Source organism: Paroceanicella profunda, assembly GCF_005887635.2.
GTDB lineage: Bacteria > Pseudomonadota > Alphaproteobacteria > Rhodobacterales > Rhodobacteraceae > Paroceanicella > Paroceanicella profunda.
In genome coordinates, this window is record NZ_CP040818.1 from 1,801,002 (window position 1) to 1,821,549 (window position 20,548).

Annotated in this window: 16 protein-coding genes; 11 read left to right on the forward strand and 5 right to left on the reverse strand. The window is 72.6% G+C overall.

All coding sequences use genetic code 11. The annotated features are described in order from the left end of the window. Positions 1-434 precede the first annotated feature (434 nt). On the reverse strand, positions 435-1,610 hold the full coding sequence (gene rlmN / locus FDP22_RS08090; RefSeq protein ID WP_138572203.1) for a dual-specificity RNA methyltransferase RlmN: 1,176 nt from the start codon (positions 1,608-1,610) through the stop codon (positions 435-437). A gap of 331 nt (positions 1,611-1,941) precedes the next feature. Between rlmN and FDP22_RS08095 the strand changes: the two genes are divergently transcribed. Beyond that, the gene (locus tag FDP22_RS08095; RefSeq protein WP_138572202.1) at positions 1,942-2,649 is read left to right on the forward strand and encodes a helix-turn-helix transcriptional regulator; all 708 of its coding nucleotides are present in this window, start codon (positions 1,942-1,944) and stop codon (positions 2,647-2,649) included. Positions 2,650-3,510: 861 nt separating this feature from the next. On the opposite strand, the gene FDP22_RS08100 is transcribed toward FDP22_RS08095, so the two are convergent. Beyond that, positions 3,511-4,038, reverse strand: coding sequence for an invasion associated locus B family protein (locus tag FDP22_RS08100; protein ID WP_138572579.1), 528 nt, complete (start codon positions 4,036-4,038; stop codon positions 3,511-3,513). 905 nt (positions 4,039-4,943) lie between these two features. On the opposite strand from FDP22_RS08100, the gene FDP22_RS08105 reads away from it, so the two are divergent. The 3 genes from FDP22_RS08105 to leuC all read left to right on the forward strand — a co-directional run bounded on the left by FDP22_RS08105 (position 4,944) and on the right by leuC (position 9,299). Continuing rightward, on the forward strand, positions 4,944-5,960 hold the full coding sequence (locus FDP22_RS08105; protein ID WP_138572201.1) for an asparaginase: 1,017 nt from the start codon (positions 4,944-4,946) through the stop codon (positions 5,958-5,960). Positions 5,961-6,674: 714 nt separating this feature from the next. Then, positions 6,675-7,631 carry a CE1 family esterase gene (locus FDP22_RS08110; RefSeq protein ID WP_239031905.1) on the forward strand — a complete coding sequence of 319 codons (957 nt, stop codon included), beginning with the start codon at positions 6,675-6,677 and terminating at the stop codon, positions 7,629-7,631. Between the two features lie 246 nt (positions 7,632-7,877). After that, positions 7,878-9,299: a 3-isopropylmalate dehydratase large subunit gene (gene leuC / locus FDP22_RS08115; RefSeq protein WP_138572200.1), complete on the forward strand. Its 1,422-nt coding sequence runs from the start codon at positions 7,878-7,880 to the stop codon at positions 9,297-9,299. A gap of 283 nt (positions 9,300-9,582) precedes the next feature. On the opposite strand, the gene FDP22_RS08120 is transcribed toward leuC, so the two are convergent. After that, positions 9,583-10,791, reverse strand: a complete 1,209-nt coding sequence (locus tag FDP22_RS08120) for an MFS transporter (RefSeq protein WP_138572199.1) — start codon at positions 10,789-10,791, stop codon at positions 9,583-9,585. A 92-nt stretch (positions 10,792-10,883) separates the two neighbouring features. On the opposite strand from FDP22_RS08120, the gene leuD reads away from it, so the two are divergent. From leuD to FDP22_RS08145, 5 genes are all read left to right on the forward strand, one after another. Continuing rightward, positions 10,884-11,489, forward strand: a complete 606-nt coding sequence (gene leuD, locus FDP22_RS08125; protein ID WP_138572198.1) for a 3-isopropylmalate dehydratase small subunit — start codon at positions 10,884-10,886, stop codon at positions 11,487-11,489. 133 nt (positions 11,490-11,622) lie between these two features. Beyond that, entirely contained in the window at positions 11,623-12,705 is a 1,083-nt protein-coding gene (locus FDP22_RS08130) for an endonuclease/exonuclease/phosphatase family protein (RefSeq protein ID WP_239031906.1), read from the forward strand. A gap of 96 nt (positions 12,706-12,801) precedes the next feature. Continuing rightward, entirely contained in the window at positions 12,802-13,908 is a 1,107-nt protein-coding gene (gene leuB, locus FDP22_RS08135; protein ID WP_138572197.1) for a 3-isopropylmalate dehydrogenase, read from the forward strand. After that, the gene (locus FDP22_RS08140; RefSeq protein ID WP_138572196.1) at positions 13,905-14,381 is read left to right on the forward strand and encodes a GNAT family N-acetyltransferase; all 477 of its coding nucleotides are present in this window, start codon (positions 13,905-13,907) and stop codon (positions 14,379-14,381) included. Before leuB ends, FDP22_RS08140 begins: the two co-directional genes overlap by 4 nt. A gap of 82 nt (positions 14,382-14,463) precedes the next feature. After that, the gene (locus tag FDP22_RS08145; protein WP_138572195.1) at positions 14,464-15,234 is read left to right on the forward strand and encodes a DUF2167 domain-containing protein; all 771 of its coding nucleotides are present in this window, start codon (positions 14,464-14,466) and stop codon (positions 15,232-15,234) included. 759 nt (positions 15,235-15,993) lie between these two features. Here the strand turns inward: FDP22_RS08145 and FDP22_RS08150 are convergent. Then, the gene (locus FDP22_RS08150; RefSeq protein ID WP_239031907.1) at positions 15,994-16,386 is read right to left on the reverse strand and encodes a hypothetical protein; all 393 of its coding nucleotides are present in this window, start codon (positions 16,384-16,386) and stop codon (positions 15,994-15,996) included. A gap of 100 nt (positions 16,387-16,486) precedes the next feature. Between FDP22_RS08150 and FDP22_RS08155 the strand changes: the two genes are divergently transcribed. Together FDP22_RS08155 and FDP22_RS08160 are read left to right on the forward strand one after the other, a co-directional pair. Further along, on the forward strand, positions 16,487-17,509 hold the full coding sequence (locus FDP22_RS08155) for an aspartate-semialdehyde dehydrogenase (protein WP_138572194.1): 1,023 nt from the start codon (positions 16,487-16,489) through the stop codon (positions 17,507-17,509). 365 nt (positions 17,510-17,874) lie between these two features. Then, positions 17,875-18,867 carry an alpha/beta hydrolase gene (locus FDP22_RS08160; protein ID WP_138572193.1) on the forward strand — a complete coding sequence of 331 codons (993 nt, stop codon included), beginning with the start codon at positions 17,875-17,877 and terminating at the stop codon, positions 18,865-18,867. A gap of 55 nt (positions 18,868-18,922) precedes the next feature. On the opposite strand, the gene FDP22_RS08165 is transcribed toward FDP22_RS08160, so the two are convergent. Continuing rightward, positions 18,923-20,548 (reverse strand): ABC transporter ATP-binding protein, encoded by a 1,626-nt coding sequence (locus tag FDP22_RS08165; protein ID WP_138572571.1) that lies wholly within the window; start codon positions 20,546-20,548, stop codon positions 18,923-18,925.

A 20,548-nucleotide genomic window follows, 5' to 3' on the forward strand; every position in this document is an offset into this window, starting at 1 on the left:
GGCCCTGGCCCGGCCGGAGGAGCGGCTCAGCGATCCCGCGCTGCGCCCGGGGCTACGCGGGCAGGGTGGGCGGACACCCCGGGGGTGCCTCAGCCCGGTCGCAGGGGTCGGCGGGCAGGGCGCCGGTCCGGAGCGGCAGGGCGGGAGCGGCTCAGGGAGCCGGTGCTGCGCCCGGGATGACGCGGACAGGGGGCCGGGGACACCCCGGTGCGCCGCTGTCCGGCCCGCGCGAGGGAAGGCGGGCTAGCCTGCGCGCCTCTCTCCGGTCCGCGCGGGGGAAGGCGGGCAACCAGCAGGGGCGCCTCTCTCCGCTCCGCGCGGGGAGGAAGTCGGACACCCCGGGGCGGCTCTGTCCGGTCCGCTTGGGCGAAGGCGGGCAGGGCGCCGGTCCGGAGCGGCGGGGCGGCGCGGGGGCGCGCGCGCCTGCCGGGGGATCAGGCGATGCCGGCTTCGGCGGCGATCTCGGCGCGGCTCTTGCGGCTGCGCTCGGAGGCGGACTTGAGCTGGCCGCAGGCGGCCATGATGTCCTGCCCGCGCGGGGTGCGCACGGGCGAGGCATAGCCGGCCTTGTTCACAATCTCGGCGAAGGCCTCGATCCGTTCCCAGTCCGAGCGCTCGTAGGGCGAGCCGGGCCAGGGGTTGAACGGGATCAGGTTGATCTTCGCCGGGATGCCGGCGATCAGCTTCACCAGGCGGCGGGCGTCCGCGTCCGAATCGTTCACGCCCTTCAGCATCACGTATTCGAAGGTGATGCGCTCGGCGTTGGACAGGCGCGGATAGTCCCGGCAGGCCTTCAGCAGGGTGTCGATGTTCCAGCGCTTGTTGATCGGCACCAGCATGTTGCGGGTGGCGTCCTCGGTGGCGTGGAACGAGATCGCCAGCATGCAGCCGATCTCCGCGCCGGCGCGGATGATCTCGGGCACCACGCCGGAGGTGGAGAGCGTGATGCGCCGGCGCGAGAGCGAGATGCCCTCGCCGTCCATCGCGATGCGCATCGCGTCGCGCACCGCCTCGAAATTGTAGAGCGGCTCGCCCATGCCCATCAGCACGATGTTGGAGAGCAGGCGCTTTTCCGGCGGGCGGCCGTCGGAGCCGGGCCATTCGCCCAGGTCGTCGCGCGCGACGAGGATCTGGCCCACGATCTCCCCCGCCGTGAGGTTGCGCACCAGCTTCTGCGTGCCGGTGTGGCAGAAGGAGCAGGTGAGGGTGCAGCCCACCTGGGAGGAGATGCACAGCGTGCCGCGGTCCTCCTCGGGGATGTAGACCGCCTCCACCTCATGCCCGCCCTCGATGCGCAGCAGGTACTTGCGCGTGCCGTCGGTGGAAACCTGCCGGGTGACGATCTCCGGCCGCGCGATGCGGTAGCGCTCCGCCAGCTCGGCGCGCAGGGCCTTGGAGAGGTTGGTCATCTCGCAGAAGTCGCGCACGCCGCGCTGGTAGAGCCAGGACCACACCTGCCCGACGCGCATCTTCACCTGCTTTTCCGGCGTGCCGGCGGCGAGCAGCGCCTCGCCGAGGGCGGCGCGGCTCATGCCGACAAGGTTCGGCAGCCCGGTCTGGCGACGGGGGAGGGCGATGATCTCGGGCGTGATCGGAGCGACTGCACTCATGGCGATGTCCTGATCCGGGTCTGAACGGGTGGCACGGCATGCGCCCCGAAGCCGGCGGGCGCGCGAAAGCGGGTACATAACACCGCGTGCGCCAAAAGGCCAGTGGCCCTGCCCGTCGCCCGCCCAGGGCCCGAGGCCCAGCCGCATCATGACCGCGTGATCGTACCATGACATCGCTCGTCTCCCCGACGGTTGCTCTTGCAGGCAGGAGACACGAGCCCTGCTGACAGACCCGTGTCAGCAGGGGATGCTAGGGTGGCGGCAGGACGGGGCGCCGCCGCGCCGCCCGTCCGCGGGCAGGGGCCCGGCGCGCAGCCACTGGCGAGGACAGATGAACAGGACGACCCGGCTTTTCGAGACCATCCAGATCCTGCGCGCGGCCTGCGCCCCGGTCACGGCCCAGGCGCTGGCCGAGGCGCTGGAAGTGTCGCGGCGCACCGTCTACCGCGACATCGCCGCCCTGCAGGCCATGCGCACCCCGATCGAGGGCGCGGCGGGGCTGGGCTACATGATGCGTCGCGGCTATGACCTGCCGCCGCTGAACTTCGATGCGGAGGAACTGGAGGCGCTGCGCGTGGGCCTTTCCATGCTGGCGCGCACCGGCGACAGCGCCCTGCAGCGCGCGGCGCGGCGGGTGCAGAAGAAGGTCGACGGGCTGGGCGCGCCGGCGCGCTGGCTGCAGGTGGCGCCCTGGGGCGCGCCCCAGGACGACCCGGCCCTGGGCTGCGTCGCCATCGCCACGCTGCGCGCCGCCATCCGGGAGGAGCGCAAGCTCAAGCTCACCTATGTGGACGCCGCCGGCGCGGAAACGGTGCGCGTGGTGCGCCCCGTCGCGCTCATCTATCACCTCGAATGCGTGATGGTGGCCGGCTGGTGCGAATTGCGCGGCGCCTTCCGGCACTTCCGCTCCGACCGCATCCACGGCTGCCACGCGCTGGAGGCGCGGTTCACCGGCCAGGGCGAGACCCTGCGCGCCCTGTGGCAGGAGCAGCAGGACAACCCGGCCCCTCACCCCGGCGAGAGCAGCGCCCGCGCCTGACCCCGCATGCCGGTGCGCACCGCAGGACCGGCCATCCCGATGGCATCGGAAAGCACCCCCGCGCGATCGGCGCGCGGCTCACCCCGCCGCATGGCGCCGTCCCGGGGGCTGGTCCAGCGGCGCGGGGGCCCACGGCCCCGAAGGGGCGCGGGAGCGGTGCACGGTCGAGCCTGTGGCATGGAGGTGTGTGGGAGCTGGCTCCCGTCTGGTCAGGGGCCACGGCGGGAGAAGGGGCATGGCCGGGCTCCGCGCGGCCGATCCCGCCGCATAACGGTGTGTGCGAGGGGCTGCTCCCCGTCAGGCCAGGGGCCAGGCCGGTGAACGGGCCAGGCCGGATCGGTGTGCGGCTGACCGCGCCGCATGGCGGTGTGTGGGGAGTGGTCCCCGTCAGGTCAGGGTCCAAGGCAGTGAAGGAATATGGCCGGATCGGTGTGCGGCTGACCGCGCCGCATGGCGGTGTGCGCGGGGCGTGGTCCCCGTCAGGTCAGGAACCAAGGCGGTGAAGGAACATGGCGGGATCGATGGGCGGCTGACTGCGCCGCATGGCGATGTGTGCGGAGAGTCGTCCCCGTCATGCCAGAGGCCAAGTCGGTGAACGGGCAGGCGAGATCGGTGCGCGGCTGGGCGCGCCGCACGGTGATGTGCGCGGGGGCTGGCCCCGCCGCGCCGGGCCCCGGGGCATCGGACCGGGCGTCGTGAGGCGTGCGGGCGGCTGCCCCTCGCCGCAGGGCGAGAGCAACTGCGGCATCAGCCCGGGCCCGGCGCACGGGGCCCGCATCGGGGGCCCCGCGCGCGAAGGGCGCGCCATTCCGCCCGGGCCCGACGTGCAGGGCCAGGGCGGTGACGGCGGTGGTCAGAGGCTCAGCGGCAGAGGTCCTGCGCCGCGTCGAGCGCCGCGGAGAAGCCCTTGAGGGAGAAGGTGTCGACCGTGGTCGTGCCGCGCTGCGACACGCCGGTGAGCACCGCCACCGCGCCGCGGCGCATGGAGCCGACCACCTTGTCATCCTCGGAGGGCGAGGACATCCAGCCCCATTCGCCATCGGTGAACAGATCGAAGCTGCCCGAACCGATGCGCACGCTCACCTTGCTGTCCTTCTTCAGCGGATAGCCGGCGGTGAAGCTGACCTCGTTCTTCACGCTGTCGCCCGGGCGCACGGAGACCATCAGCAGGATGTCGCCCCGGCTCACCGAGCTGGTGACGTCGCGGCCGCCGCGCTGCGCCTTCCAGCCCGTCGGAGCGGAGACGATCCAGCATTCCTTCGCGTTATCGGCCTTGAACACGCTCCAGTCCGCCTTCGCGTCGACCCGGGTTTCGGCCGCGGCATCCGCCATGGAGCCGCCAAGGGCCCCGGCAACCAGCACCGACGCTCCGATCATTCTCCAGTCCATCACTCTCATCTGCTACTCCGCCTCTTTTCGGTTCGGCCGGTCTCCGTCGCACGGCGGGCGCACCTGCGGCGCGGTCCGGCCGGACATACCGGTTCGGCAGGACACCCGTCCTGCCCGGCTCTGTTATGATCTGCGAGCGCAATGTACCGAAAAACCATGGCGGAACGCTACCCCCGTTTGGAACACGGGATCGGGAGCGGCCAACCCGGCCCGGATCGCGGCCCCGGCCCCCCTTCCGGAGCCTGCCGCCCGCCCCCCCCTCCGGCCGCCTCCGCACCCGGATCATCCGGGGGCGCACCGCGCGTCATCGCCCGAGCCGCCCGCGGGTGGCAGCGCCCCGCGCCGCCCGCCGGCGGCAGGACCCCGCGTCGCGACCGGCGGTGCCGCGTAAACCGGTGAGCCTTCGCGCCCCCGCCCGTTCCCGGCCCATCGGCCGCATGCTCCGGCATCCGGCCGCTTGCGCCGTCGCGGGAAAGCGCCCGGCGCCGTCCCACCCGGGAGCCGGTGACGGCGGCACCGCGCCGCGCTTTCGGCGCGCTAACCTCCCGGCCTTGCGGTTCCGGCCAGGGGCCGCGCCGGTCCGGCAGGTGGCCGTGCCCTCCGGAGCAGGCCTGACGTGCCGGCGGAGAGGAGCCCGCGGCGGCAGGGCCGCGCGCGGCACCGGGCAGCCCCCGGTGGCAGTGCCGCGCGGTGTACCGGAGGGCCTCCCGGTGGCAGTGCCGCGGGGTGTACCGGGGTGCCTCTCGGTGGCGCGCAGCGGGCCGCCGGGGAGGGTCCCCGCCCGGTAGGGCGCATGCCGGCCGACGGCAGTCCGGCGCACGCCCCGCGCCGGCCCCGGTCCGATTGCTTTTCCGCGCGCTTTGGCCCAGATGGGGTGAGAAACCTGAGCAGGGGAGAGCGCCACCATGGCCGAAGCCGCAGCACTCGTCGAAATCACCCGGGGTCCCTTCGTGGAGGGCACCCACCGCGGCCACGCGGTCGTCTGCGATGCGCGCGGCAGCGTGCTGGCGGCTTGGGGCGACCCGGAGCGCATCACCCTGCCGCGCTCCTCGGTGAAGATCCTGCAGGCGATGCCGCTGGTCGAGAGCGGCGCCGCGGACACTGCCGGTCTGGGCACCGAGCAGCTCGCCCTCGCCTGCGCCTCGCACAACGGGGCCGCGATCCACACAGACCGGGTCGCGGCCTGGCTCGACGGGCTGGGCCTGGGCGAGCAGGACCTGCGCTGCGGGGCGCAGATGCCCGATGACGGCCCGGCCCGGCAGGCCCTGCGCGCCGCCGGCCAGGGCCCGTGCCAGTTCCACAACAACTGCTCGGGCAAGCACGCGGGCTTCCTCACCCTCAACCGCCATCTGGGCGGCGACGCGCAGTACGTGGACCCCGCCCACCCGGTGCAGCGCGCCGTGCTCGACGCGTTCGAGGGGCTGACCGGCGAGACCTCGCCCGGCTTCGGCATCGACGGCTGCTCCGCCCCCAATTTCGCCGCCAGCCTGCGCGGCATCGCGGCGGCAATGGCCCGCATCGCCGGGGCCGAGACGGTGCTCGATGGCACCCGGCGCGACGCGGCCATCCGCCTGCGCGAGGCCATGGCGCTGCATCCGCTGCTGATCGCGGGCGAGGGCCGGGCCTGTTCCGAGCTGGTCGCCAGCCTGGGCAAGGGGGCCGTGGTCAAGACCGGGGCCGAGGGCGTGTTCATCGCCATCCTGCCGGAGCAGGGCCTCGGCGTCGCGCTCAAGATCGAGGACGGCGCCACCCGCGCCTCGGAATGTGCCCTCGCGGCGCTGCTCGTGCGGCTGGGCGTGGCCGATCCCGCCCACCCGATGGTGGAGAAGCGCCTCAACCCGCATCAGCTCAACCGCGCGGCCACGGTGACCGGCGAGATCCGCCCCACCGCGGCGTTCTACGCCGGCGGCGCACCGCTCTGAGCCAGCGCCGCGCGCCGGACCCGCGGTGCGCGGTCGATCTCCCGCCATGCGGCCGGGGCGCGGCCGTTGCCACCGCGGCCTCCCCCTGACGCGCGTCGCGGCAGGAGGCGGAGCGGACCGAAGCCGCGCAGGCCCCGTCGCCCCCCGGTCCCCGATGCCGCGCGGGCAGCGGCGCTCCCGGACCCCGGATGCCACACGGGCAGCGGCGCTCCCGGCCTCCGGATGCCGCACGGGCGGCGTTGCACCCCGGGGCCCAGATGCCGCGCGGGCGGCGTTGCCCCCGGGGCTCGGATGCCACGAGGACAGTGCCGCTCCCGGCCCCTGGACGCCGCACGGGCGGCGTCGCCCCCGGGGCCCCTTGGCCGCGGCGGGCCGCTTCCGGGATGTCTTCCGCATTGACCCCCGTGACCATGGGCCGGTGACGCCTCCTGCATGCGCGTCGGGGCGATGTCGGATCGGTGCGCGCGGCGGTTCGAACGCGTTCGGCCCCGGGCGGTGGCGGGTCTTCGGCCATGAAGGCAGGTCCGTGCGGGCCTGCCGGGTTCACGGGAGGTAGCGCGCGGCACCGCGCATCGCCCGTGGTACCTGCCCCGCCTCGGGCGGCGCCTGCGACGCGCCCGGGCCGGGGCGCGGGGTGATCAAGGGCGAATCGGGTGTGGCATGTGCCGGCGCATCGGGGCAGGATCAGGGGTTCGAACCCGGGAGATCCTGTTCATGCGACGCAAGACACCGGCGCCCGCGCGGCGCCGCCACTCCGCCCCCTACCGCCGCGGCACGCCGGGGCAGCGCCGGGTGCTGCGCGCCCTGCGAATCCTACGCATGGTGCTGCGCGGCTTCGGCGTCGGCGCGCTGGTGCCGGCGCTCTGGCTGGCGGGGCCGGGGCGGCTGGCGGCGCAGGATTGCGCCGGGGCGGAGGCCTGCTCGCTGCCCGGGGGCGTGTATTTCGCCGAGGCGCCGGCGGAGGGGCTGGCGCGCGGCGCGCTGATCTTCCTGCATGGCTACGGCGGGTCCGGGGCGGCGGAGATCGGCGATCGCGGGCTGGTGGAGGCGGTGACGGCGCGCGGCTATGCCTTCGTCGCGCCCGATGGCCTGCCGCGTCCGGGCGGCGGCACGGCGAAGTCCTGGAACGCCACCGGCACACCCGGCGCGCGTGACGACATCGCCTTCCTTCGGGAGGTGGCGCAGGACGCGGCGGCGCGCTTCGGCTTCCCGCGAGACCGGGTGCTGCTGGCCGGGTTTTCCGCCGGGGGGATGATGGTCTGGCGGGTGGCCTGCGCCGAGCCGCAGGCCTTCGCCGCCTATGCGCCGGTGTCCGGCCAGCTGTGGCGCCCGCTGCCGCAGGCCTGCGCCGGGCCGGTGAAGCTGATGCACACCCACGGCTGGGCGGACCCGGTGGTGCCGCTGGAGGGCCGGGCCGTGGGCGGCGGCGCGCTGGTGCAGGGCAATCTCTTCGCGGCGCTGGCGCTGCTGCGGCGCGCCTCCGGCTGCGCCACGGATGCGCCGGACACGGACGGCTACACCGCGCAGGGCGTGTTCCTCGGCCGGCGCTGGAGCGCCTGTGCGCCGGGGGCGGAGCTGGAGCTGGTGCTGCACCCGGGCGGGCACGCGGTGCCGCAGGGCTGGAGCGGCCGCGCGCTGGCCTGGTTCGAGAAACAATCGCCTGCCGAATAGGCCGTCTTGCGCAATTTTCAGGCAGGGCCTAAATAGGCTGCCATGAGTCACGTTGGGAACATCTCCGATCATTCCCGGCTTCCCTGGAGGTTCCACGGGGAGCGGCTTTCGGTATCCGCCGGAGGCTGAGGCTTCCCGCGTGGCGCGCCTTCCGCGCCCGACCGGCGCGGCCGCCCGCGCCCAGCCGTCGCCAGGGTCGTCCCGACCCGATCGTGACCTTCGCCAGACCATCCGGGAGAAAACCCCATGACCGCCGACCACACCAGCGCCCCGCGGACCCTCTATGACAAGATCTGGGACGACCATCTCGTCGAGCAGGCCGAGGACGGCACCTGCCTGCTCTACATCGACCGCCATCTCGTGCATGAGGTGACCAGCCCGCAGGCCTTCGAGGGGCTGCGCATGACCGGCCGCTCCGTGCGCCGGCCCGAGGCGACCGTCGCCGTTCCCGACCACAACGTGCCCACCGACGAGGCGCGCGTGCACGAGATCGTGAACGAGGAAAGCCGCATCCAGGTGGACACGCTGAAGGCCAATGCCGAGGCGGCGGGCATCGAGTATTATGGCGTGGACGACATCCGCCAGGGCATCGTGCACATCATCGGCCCCGAGCAGGGCTGGACCCAACCGGGGATGACCATCGTGTGCGGGGACAGCCACACCGCCACCCACGGCGCCTTTGGCGCGCTCGCGCATGGCATCGGCACCTCGGAGGTGGAGCATGTGCTCGCCACCCAGACGCTGATCCAGAAGAAGTCCAAGAACATGAAGGTGGAGGTGAACGGCGCGCTGCCGCTGGGCGTCACCGCCAAGGACATCACCCTGTCGATCATCGGCGAGACCGGCACCGCCGGGGGCACCGGCTACGTGATCGAGTATTGCGGCGACGCGATCCGCGGCCTCTCCATGGAGGGGCGGATGACCGTGTGCAACATGGCCATCGAGGGCGGTGCGCGCGCCGGCATCATCGCGCCCGACGAGAAGACCTTCCAGTACGTGATGGGCCGCCCGAAAGCGCCGAAGGGTGCCGCATGGGAGGCCGCGGTGGCCTACTGGAAGACGCTCTTCACCGACGAGGGCGCGCATTTCGACAAGGTGGTCACGCTGGACGCGGCGAAGATCGCCCCAGTCGTCACCTGGGGCACCAGCCCGGAGGACGTGCTGCCGATCACCGCGCTGGTCCCCGCGCCGGGTGACTTCAAGGGCGGCAAGCAGGACGCCGCCGCCCGCTCGCTCGAATACATGGGGCTGACGCCGGGCATGCGCCTGCAGGACGTGGAGATCGACACGGTGTTCATCGGCTCGTGCACCAACGGCCGCATCGAGGACCTGCGCGAAGTGGCGAAGGTCATGGAGGGCCGCCGCGTGAAGGACGGCATCCGCGCCATGATCGTGCCCGGCTCCGGCCTGGTGCGGGCGCAGGCCGAGGAGGAGGGCATCGCGCAGAAGCTCATCGAGGCGGGCTTCGAATGGCGCATGGCCGGCTGCTCGATGTGCCTGGGCATGAACCCCGACCAGTTGAAGGCCGGCGAGCGCTGCGCTTCCACCTCGAACCGCAACTTCGAGGGCCGGCAGGGCAAGGGCGGGCGCACGCATCTGCTCTCCCCCGCCATGGCCGCCGCCGCCGCCGTCACCGGCCGGCTGACGGACGTGCGCGAGCTGGTCTGAACGCCCCGGGGCGGGCCCGCGCGGCCCGTCCCCTCCCCGACGAGAGGTGTGACTGCGGATGATCGGCCCGGCCCCCGACAGCCTGCGCCCCGGCGCCCCGGACCCGCTCCGGGGCCCCGCGGAGCCCTGCGTGTCGTGCGGAGCGGGGCGCGCAGGGCAGGAGGCCCCGGGGCAGGCCCGGGGCGCCGGTCACCCCGGGCAGGGCGGCCGATTCCGGTTCGGCCGGGGCGGGCGCTTCCGGTCCGGGCAGGGCGAGAGGTTCCGGCCGGGCGGGCGCGTCGCCTCAGCCGGCCCGACCGCGCAGCGCCAGCCGCAGGAAGACGGCGGATATGGCGAAGCACCACAGGCCCAGCACCACGCTCTGGCCGGGAAAATCCACGCCCGCGTCGATCAGCACGCCGGTGATGCCCGGGCCGATGGCGGTGGAGAACACCATGGCCGTGGAGGCCACCGCCCGCACCGCCCCGAGGTGCCGGGTGCCGTAGAGCACCGGCAGATAGGCGCCCCAGAGCGCGTTCTGCGTGCCTTGCGTGACGGCGAGCAGCGCCAGCGTGACGAACCATGTCCAGAGGCCCTCGTCCAGCCCCAGGGTGATGGCGCCGAGGCCCATGGGCAGCAGGAACACGGGCAGCAGGCGCGCCGCGCCCACCCGGTCGATCACCGCGCCCCCCAGCAGCCCGGCCACCAGCGTCACCCCGGCGTAGAGCGGGTAGGCCGGCGCGAGCCAGGTCATCTCCCAGCCCTTCACCGCGGCGATGTGCACCTGGTGGAAGAACACCACCGTGCCGATGAAGCCCGGTGTCAGCATTCCCGGCAGCAGCAGCCAGAACAGGCGGTGGCGCAGCACCTCCGGCCGGGTCCAGTGCCGGCCTTCGAGGCCGGGCACCTCCTCCGTCCCGGCGCTGCTGCCCTGCGGGCTGCGCTTCTGCGACAGCAGCCAGCCCAGCAGCGGCGCGAAGCCGAGGAGCAGCACCAGCGCCACCCCGCCCCAGACCATGCGCCAGCTCAGCACGGCGAGCAGGGCGATGACCAGCGGCGGCAGCAGCATCTCGGCCAGCGCGTAGCCGAGGCTCGCGATGGAGATCGCCCGGCCCCGGTGCGCGCGGAACCAGCGCGCCATGGTGGTGACGGCGATATGCGTCATCATCCCCTGGCCGCAGAAGCGCAGCCCGAAGATCAGCACCGCCAGCAGCCAGACGGAATTGCCGAGCGCCATGCCCGCCGCCACGGCGGCGAAGAGCGCGAGGATGCCCGGGGCGAGCCGCCCCGGCGCGATGTCATCTGCCATCCGGCCCTGCCGGAACAGCAGCGCGGCCGAGGCCAGGGTGGCTGCGGCATAGAGGCCGCCCCATTGCCCGTCGGTCAGCCCGTAGGCGGCCTTTATCTCGCCCGCGAAGAGCGCGATGAACCAGGTCTGGCCGAAGGCCGAAGCGAAGGTGAGAAGGAGCCCGGCGCCGAGCCAGCGCAGGTTGCCCCGAAGAAACGTGATCATGTTCCAAGCTCTAGGGCAGTGCCCGCGCGCGTGCCAGCCCCATTCGCGGCCCCGACCGGGGCCGCACCCGACATCCAAGGAGGAGACACCTGATGGAGAAGTTCACCACCCTCACCGGGGTTGCGGCACCGATGCCGCAGATCAACATCGACACCGACATGATCATCCCCAAGCAGTTCCTGAAGACGATCAAGCGCTCGGGGCTGGGCAAGAACCTGTTCGACGAGATGCGCTACCTCGACGACGGCTCGGAGAACCCGGAGTTCGTGCTGAACAAGCCCGCCTACCGCGAGGCGAAGATCCTCGTGACCGGCGAGAACTTCGGCTGCGGCTCCTCGCGCGAGCATGCGCCCTGGGCGCTGCTGGACTTCGGCATCCGCTGCGTGCTGGCGCCCAGCTTCGCCGACATCTTCTTCAACAACTGCTTCAAGAACGGCATCCTGCCGATCGTGCTGCCGCAGGAGCAGATCGATCTGCTGATGGACGATGCGGGCCGCGGCGCCAATGCCATCGTCTCCATCGACCTGGAGAACCAGACCATCACCGGCCCGGACGGCGGCAAGATCTCCTTCGAGGTGGACCAGTTCCGCAAGCACTGCCTGCTGAACGGGCTCGACGACATCGGGCTGACCATGGAGAAGGGCGCGGCCATCGACGATTTCGAGGCCCGGACCCACGCCGCGCGGCCCTGGCTCTGAGCCCGGGCGCCGCCCTCCTGCCGCCATGCCCGGTGTTCTCGCGCGCATAGCCTGCCTGCTGGCGGGCCTTGTCTGCCTCCCGGCCCTGGCCGGGGCGCAGACGCCCCCGGCGCCCGCGCCGGGCAGCCTGCGCGTGGCGGTCTACAACGTGGCGCTGTCGCGGCGCGGCGCCGGCGTGCTGTGGCGCGACCTCGACCGGGTGCGGGACGGGCGCGGCGACGCGCAGATCGAGGCGCTGCTGCAGGTCATCCCCCGGCTCGGCGCCGATGTCCTGGTGCTGACCGAGTTCGACCATGACCCGGAGGGGCAGGCGCTCGGCGCCTTCACGGCCCTGCTGCAGGCGCCGCCCGGCGCGGATGCGCCCGCCATCGCCTATCCGCACCGGTTCGCCGGGCCGGTGAACAGCGGCCAGCCCTCCGGCATCGACCTTGACGGCGACGGCAGAACCGACGGCCGGGCGGACGCCTGGGGGTTCGGCGCCTTCCCGGGGCAGAAGGGCATGGCGGTGCTGAGCCGCTTCCCGCTCGGCCCGGTCACCGGGTTCCGCGGCCTGCGCTGGCGCGCGCTGCCCGGCCATCACCTGCCGCTGCGCGAGGACGGCACGCCGTTCCCCTCCGAGGCGGCGCAGGCGGCGATGCGGCTCTCCTCGCGCGCGCACTGGGTGGTGCCGGTGCAACTGCCGGGCGGCGTGGCCGAGCTGCTCGTCAGCCATGCCTCCGCGCCGGTCTTCGACGATGCGCATGACCTCAACGGCCGGCGCAACGCCGACGAGATCCGCTTCTGGCAGCTCTGGCTCGACGGCACCGGTTTTCGCGCCGACAGCGGCGAGACCGTGGTCCGCGGGCCCGCGCCGGTGCTGCTGGCCGGCACGCTCAACGCCGACCCGTTCGACGGCGCCGGCGCGCAGGAGGCGATTGCCGCCCTGCTCGCCCACCCCGCCCTGCAGGACCCCGGGCCCGAGGGCCCGGGCGGCGTGGCGGCGGCGGGGCAGGGGGCGAACGCGGCCCATCGCGGCCCGCCCGCCCGCGACACCGCCGATTTCCGCGACACGCCGGCCCCGGGCAACCTGCGGGTAGACTACCTGCTGCCCGACGCGCGCTTCACCGTCACCGCCAGCGGCGTGTGGTGGCCGGCGGAGGGCGAGGAGGCAGCCCTGCTCGCCGCCGCCTCCGACCACCGCCCGGTCTGGGTGGACCTGAAGCCGCCCGCGCCCTGACGCGCCCCCGACACCGGCCGCGCCCCCGGGCTTGACCGGGCCGGCCCCCGCCTCTACCCCAGTTCGAAAACCTGAAAACTCCGAGGAAGACACGAAATGCCAACCCCCTCCCTGCTCATCCTGCCCGGCGACGGCATCGGCCCCGAAGTGATGGCGGAGGTGCGCCGGATCATCGACTGGTACGGCGCGAAGCGCGGCCTCGTCTTCGACGTGACCGAGGACCTGGTGGGTGGCTGCGCCTATGACGCGCACGGCACCCCGCTCACCGACGCCACCATGGCGAAGGCGCAGGAGGTGGACGCGGTGCTGCTCGGCGCCGTGGGCGGCCCGAAATACGACGATCTGGACTTCTCGGTGAAGCCCGAGCGCGGCCTGCTGCGCCTGCGCAAGGAGATGGACCTCTACGCAAACCTGCGCCCGGCCCAGTGCTTCGACGCGCTGGCCGATTTCTCCTCGCTCAAGCGCGAGGTGGTGGCCGGGCTCGACATCCTGATCCTGCGCGAGCTCACTTCCGGCATCTACTTCGGCGAGCCGCGCGGCATCATCCGGGAAGGCAACGAGCGCGTGGGGATCAACACCCAGCGCTACACCGAGAGCGAGATCGCCCGCATCGCCCGCTCCGCCTTCGAGCTGGCGCGCAAGCGCTCCAACAAGGTCTGCTCCATGGAGAAGGCCAACGTGATGGAATCCGGCATCCTCTGGCGCCAGGTGGTGACCGAGATCCACCAGGCCGAGTACCCGGACGTGGAGCTGAGCCACATGTATGCCGATGCCGGCGCCATGCAGCTCTCGCGCTGGCCCAAGCAGTTCGACGTGATCGTGACCGACAACCTGTTCGGCGACCTGCTGTCCGACCTCGCGGCGATGCTCACCGGCAGCTTGGGCATGCTGCCCTCCGCCTCGCTGGGCGCGCCGATGGCCAATGGCCGGCCGAAGGCGCTCTACGAGCCGGTGCACGGCTCCGCCCCGGACATCGCCGGCCAGGAGAAGGCGAACCCGATCGCCTGCATCCTCTCCTTCGCCATGGCGCTGCGCTACTCCTTCGACAAGGGCGATGAGGCCGAACGGCTGGAGAAGGCCGTGGAGGCCGTGCTCGCCAAGGGCTACCGCACGCCGGACCTGATGGCGGCGGAGGGCGGAACGCAGGTCACCACGAAGGGCATGGGCGACGCGATCCTCGCGGCGCTCGACGAGAGCCTGTGAGCGCGGAGCTCTTCCACCCCGGTGCAGGGGAGGCGGCCGCGCTCGGCCGTCTCCTCGACGAGGTGAACGCGCATTACCACATCGCGCCGCTCGGCGCCGCGGCGCGGCGCGGGCAGGTGGAGCGCATGCTCTCGGGCGGACATGTCGAGATCCTGATGGCGCGGGACGCGGAGGGCCCGGTGGGCCTCGCGGTCTACACCTTCCTCGACCCGGCCGGGGCGGAGGGCCCGGCGCTCTACATGAAGGAGCTCTACGTCTCGCCCCGGGCGCGGGGCAGCGGCCTGGGGCGGCGCATGATGGCCCGCCTGGCCGACATCGCCACCGCGAAGGGCTGTGCCCGGATGGACTGGACGACCGAGCGCTGGAACGAGGGCGCGCTGCGCTTCTACGCCGCGCTGGGGGCGGAGCTGCAGGAGCAGAAGGTGTACTTCCGCCTCGGCGCCCCGGCGCTGGCCGCGCTCGCGAAGGGCTGAGGGCCCGCAGGCGCATCACCGGTTGACGCGGCCCGGCCCGGCCGCGACTGTGGAGCACTTTTTCGCAGACCGGAGGCCCAGCATGTCGATCTTCTACAGGGGCACCGCGCCGGACGGTCCCGGACCGCTGGCCAGGCCCGCGACCGTTGCAGAGATGTTCCCGCACGCCGAGGCGCAGGACGATGACCTGCGCCTGCTCAACGAGGAGCTCACGCTCTGGCAGGGCACGGTGATCCTGCCCGGCGACATCGCGCGCATCGACGTGCCTCCGGGCCAGTATTTCCTCGACGGCACCGACACCGACCGCCTGAACGAGCTGGTCCAGGGCGAGATCTGGGAGGGCACCCTGGGCAGCCTGTCGCCCACCAGCTACCCGCCGGCCTACGTGGGCGGCTGGAACCTCGACCTGAGCTGGCTGGAGCGCGGGAACGTCGATCTCACCGCCGCGCGCAAACTGGACCCGGACGCGCTGCTGGCCGCCGAGCATGCCCGGATCAGCGCCGCCGCAGCGACGGGCGCCGCGGGGGGCGAGCCGGACCACACGCTGCTCGGCTGGGCGATCCTGCCGCGGTTCGACGCCGCGCGCCGGGTGCTGAGCTGGGCCACGGAGAAGATGTGGTCGGACGAGGACGGGCCGGTCCTGAGCCTCAACATCCACTGGTTCGGCCGGACCGGGAACATCGTGGGCGTGCTGATCGCGGACATGGACCAGATCGACGAGGTGACCGAGGCACTGCCCGGCTTCATCGACATGGTGCATTTCGCCGAAGGGTGCCGGCACGAGGATTTCGACCCCGCCCGCGACCGCGCCTGCGACGTCGGCCCCCGCGCCCTCATCTGCGGCACGGACTGAGCCTCGGGGCAAGGTGCCGCTCGACGGCCGGACCGGGCGGGGACCGCGCCTGCGACGTCTGCCCCGGTGCCCTGATCTCCGGCACGGACGGGCACCCCCGGGCAAGGCGCCGCTCGATGGCCGAACCGGGTAGGGTCCGCGCCTGCGACGTCTGCCCCCGTGCCCTGATCCGCGACACAGACTGAACCCCGGGGCAAGGCGCCGCTCGACGGCCGGACCGGGCGGAGGCCGCGCCTGCGATGTCGGCCCGCGTGCCCTCATCCGCGGCACGGACTGGCACCCCGGGGCAAAGGCACGGACCGGGCGGCGGGCGGCCCCGCCCTCACCGGCGATTGCACTGACCTGCACCTCCGGCTGAAATGCCCGGTCCGTGAGGCGCGCCACCCCGTGGCACGGCAGCCCCGGCCCGGCCGTGAGCCCGGGAAGCGCCCCCCGCACCCTGCGCCTTCGTGCGCCCGGTGAAACCGGCATAGGCAGGCGCGCCGCCGGTCGGGCGCGGGGGTGGGGCGGTATCTCCGAGGGACCTGCGTTGCCCCGGTCAGGCGGGCACGCCTGATCGTGGCACCAGCGGCGGCGCCGGGCGGACACCGCGCGGGCCCTGCCGACGGTTCGGCGCCGGGCACGCGGGGCCGTCTGCCGGTCCCTCTGGCAATCCGCTGTTGGGGGTTGACCGGCCTCGCCGGCGCGCGCGGGGCTTGCCGGGGCGCCAGCGCGAGGGTTGCCGGCGTCAGTGCCGCCGGCTCCGGGGTGGAGTCAGCGTCAGGGCAGCACGAGCAGGAACGTGTCCGATGACCAGCCGCTTTGCAGGTCGCGGGCATGGATGACCACCTCGCGGACACCTTCGGGGATGGCGACGCGGGGCAGGGAGCGGGTGAAGGGCTGCTCGGTCACATGCGGATGCAACAGCTTGCGGGTGCCCAGCACGGTGCCGTCGCGCAGCCGCACCTCCCATGTGTCGGCGTAATGGTCCCAGCCGGTGTCGTCATGGCGCAGGGTCACGTCGATGCGCCAGCCCTGCGGCCCGGGAACGGCGCGGGCATCGACGATCCGCACCTCGCTGGCGCCCGCCGGGCCGGCCAGCAGGGCCAGGGCAACCGCCGCGAGGCGCATCGCGGCGGCGGAGGGCAGGGCGTGGGGCCGGCAGTTTCGCATGCATGCGAGAATATCGCATCCCGGCCCGATTGGCATTCACAATTCCCCGCGCATGCGGTAGGGAACGCCGTTCGCAATACCCAGCCAGGAGTAAGAGGAGATGGGTTACAAGGTCGTCGTCGCGGGTGCCACGGGCAATGTGGGCCGCGAAATGCTGAACATCCTCGCCGAGCGGGAATTCCCCGTCGACGAGATCGCCGCGCTTGCCTCGCGCAAGTCGCTCGGCACGGAGTGCAGCTTTGGTGACCGAACTCTCAAGACCCAGGACCTCGACACGTTCGATTTCACCGGCTGGGACATGGCGCTCTTCGCCATCGGCTCCGACGCGACGAAGAAATACGCGCCGAAGGCCGCCGCCGCGGGCTGCGTGGTGATCGACAATTCGTCGCTCTACCGCTACGACCCCGACGTGCCGCTGATCGTGCCCGAGGTGAACCCGGACGCGATCGAGGGCTACGCGAAGAAGAACATCATCGCCAACCCCAACTGCTCCACGGCGCAGATGGTGGTGGTGCTGAAGCCGCTGCATGACCGCGCGAAGATCAGGCGCGTCGTCGTCTCCACCTACCAGTCGGTCTCCGGCTCGGGCAAGGAGGCGATGGACGAGCTGTGGCTGCAGACCAAGGGCATGTACGTGCCCGGCCAGGAAGTGGCGCCGAAAGTCTATCCCAAGCAGATCGCCTTCAACGTGATTCCCCATATCGACGTCTTCATGGAAGACGGCACGACCAAGGAAGAGTGGAAGATGGTCGCCGAGACCAAGAAGATCGTCGACAAGGCGATCAAGGTCACGGCCACCTGCGTGCGCGTTCCGGTGTTCGTGGGCCATTCCGAGTCGATCAACATCGAGTTCGAGGACTTCCTCGACGAGGACGAGGCCCGTGACATCCTGCGCGAGGCCCCGGGCTGCATGGTGATCGACAAGCGCGAGGACGGCGGCTACATCACCCCCGTCGAATGCGTGGGCGACTATGCCACCTACATCAGCCGCATCCGCCAGGACGGCACGATCGAGAACGGCCTGAACATGTGGGTCGTCTCCGACAACCTGCGCAAGGGCGCCGCCCTGAACGCGGTGCAGATCGCCGAACTGCTCGGCCGCCGCTGCCTGAAGAAGGGCTGAAGCCCACCGGCCGGGGCCCCGCCCCGGCCATTTCCCGCCCCCCTTGACGCTCCGCCCCGGCGATGTCCGCTTCCCCGAGGCCCGGCCAGACCATTTCCCGGTGCCGGAGCCTTGCTGGCGGATAACCCTCACCGGGGCCATCGCGGCGGGTTTTTCCGGTCCTCGGAGCCTCCCTCCGGCCCCTGATGGCCCGCCTTCCGGCCAGGCCCGTTGTCCCCGGCATTTCCGCTCCCGGCTGGTCAGGCGCGCCCGGAGCCGCGCCGCGATCCCCGCTGCCGCGCTGGGGCCGCATCGCGGAGGCTCCCCCTTGCCGGGGCGCCGCTCCCGGGGCTACCCTCGCGCGCCCGCCGCAGGAGATGCCCCAGATGCCCCACCTCACCGAGACGCCGGACCTGACCACGCTCCCCGGCGCGCCGGATTATTCCGTGCTCCTCGATGCCGAGATCCGCGCCTTCATCGCGCGCACCGGCTCCTTCTACCCCCCGGACACCGCCGGCTTCACCGCGCCCGAGCAGCGCCGGGTGTATGACCGCATGGCGGAGGCCTTCCACGCCGGCCGGCCGGAGGGGGTGGCCGTCGCGGAGCGGGTGATCGTCTCCGGCGACACGGAGATCCCGGTGCGGCGCTACACGCCGCGCGGCACGCCCGGGGCGCAGGTGGTCTATTATCACGGCGGGGGGGTCGTGGTCGGCGGGCTGGAAAGCCATGACGACGTCTGCGCCGAGATCGCCGCGCGCACCGGCTTCATCGTCACCTCGGTGGACTATCGTCTCGCGCCGGAGCACCGCCACCCGGCCGCCTTCGAGGACGCGCTGGCCGCCTTTCGCGCCGTGGCCGGGCAGAGCGAGGTGCCCGTGCTCCTGTGCGGCGACAGCGCCGGCGGAAACCTTGCCGCCGCCACCGCCCATGCCACCCGGGAGGACCAGCGCCGCCCGGCGGGGCAGGTGCTGATCTATCCCGGGCTGGGCGGGGACATGTCGCGCGGATCGTACCGGACCCATGCGCATGCGCCGATGCTCACCCTCGCGGACCTGTACGCCTACCGCGACATCCGCGGCGCCGCTGCCGACCCCGGCGCGCCGGACCCCACGCTGGCGCCGCTTTCGGACACGGATTTCACCGGCCTGCCGCCCACGCTGGCGCTCGGCGCGGAATGCGACCCGCTCTGCGACGATTGCGCGGCCTATGCCGCGGCCATCCGCGCCGCCGGGGGGCAGGCGCAGGCGCATGTGGAGAAGGGGCTGGTACACGGCCACCTGCGCGCGCGCCACGTCTCCGCCCGGGCGGGGGAGAGCTTCTCGCGGGTGATTGCCGGGCTGACGAGCCTTGCCGCAGGCGGGCTGCCCCCGGCGGGCTGAGCGGCGTCCGCGCGCTCCGGCGCCCCGCCCCGGAGGGGAGGCGCCGGGCGTGGGATCAGTTGCCCGAACTCGCCATGCGGCGGCGGCTGATGGCCTCCTCCAGCCAGCCCAGGTGCATCTCCGGCACGGAGGAGAGCAGCAGCTCCGTGTAGGCGTCGAAGGGCGGTGCGAGCACCGTGCTCTTCGGGCCGTAGCGCACCAGCTCGCCGCGATACATCACCGCGATCTGGTCGGCGATGGCGCGCACGGTGGCGAGGTCATGCGTGATGAACAGGTAGGCCACCTGCTCCTTCGCCTGCAGGTTCAGCAACAGCTTCAGGATGCCGTCGGCCACCAGCGGGTCGAGCGCGCTGGTCACCTCGTCGCAGATGATGAGCTTGGGTTTCGCCGCCAGCGCGCGGGCGATGCACACGCGCTGCTTCTGCCCGCCGGAAAGCTCGGCCGGGTAGCGGTCGATGAAGCCCTCGCCCATCTCGATCTGCTCCAGCAGCTCGCGGATGCGGGCCTCCTTCGCCTTGCCGCGCAGGCCGAAGTAGAACTCCAGTGGCCGTCCGATGATGGTGCGCACCGTCTGGCGCGGGTTCATCGCCGTGTCGGCCATCTGGTAGATCATCTGCAGCTCGCGCAGGTCATCGCGCGTGCGCTGGGGCAGGGCGGGGCTCAGCGTGCGGCCCTCGAAGCGGATCTCGCCTTCCGAGGGCGGCAGCAGCCCGGTGATCACCCGCGCGAGGGTGGACTTGCCGGAGCCGCTCTCGCCCACCACCGCCAGCGTGTGGCCCGGCTCGATCGACACGCTCACGTTCCTGAGCACCTTCACCGCGCCCGCGTAGGCCGCGGTGATGCCGGTCACCTCCAGCACGGGCGTGCCGGCGGGCGCCTTTTCCTCATGCTCGATGGAGCGCACGGAGACCAGGGCCTGCGTGTACGCCTCCCGCGGGGCGTTGATGATCTGGTCCGTGGTGCCGTGTTCGACCATCTCTCCCTGGCGCAGCACCATGATCTCGTCGGAGACCTGGGCGACCACGGCAAGGTCATGGGTGATGTAGAGCGCGGCCACCCCGGTGTCGCGGATCGCCTCCTTGATGGCGGCGAGCACGTCGATCTGGGTGGTGACGTCGAGCGCGGTGGTCGGCTCGTCGAACACGATGAGGTCCGGCTGCGGGCAGAGCGCCATCGCCGTCATCGCGCGCTGGAGCTGGCCGCCGGAGACCTGATGCGGGAAGCGGTTGCCGAAGGTCTCCGGGTTCGGCAGGCCCAGCTTGGCGAACAGCGCCTTCGCTCGGGCCTCCGCCTCCTCGCGGGAGGCGAGTTTGTGGCGCAGGGTGGTCTCGATCACCTGTTCCATCAGCCGCTGCGCCGGGTTGAACGCGGCGGCGGCGGATTGCGCCACGTAGGAGACCTCGCGGCCCCGGATGCTGCGCAGCCCGCCGGGCCCGGCCTTCAGGATGTCGCGCCCGTTCAGGAACACCTCGCCGCCGGTGATGCGCACCCCGCCGCGGCCGTAGCCGAGCGGGGAGAGCCCGATGGTGGATTTGCCCGCCCCGGATTCGCCGATCAGCCCCAGCACCTTGCCCTTTTCGAGCGTGAGCGAGACGCCGTGGACGATGGTGATGTCGCGCGGCTCCTCCCCCGGGGGGGTGACGGTGGCGCCGATCTTCAGGTTGCGGATGTCGAGGAGCAT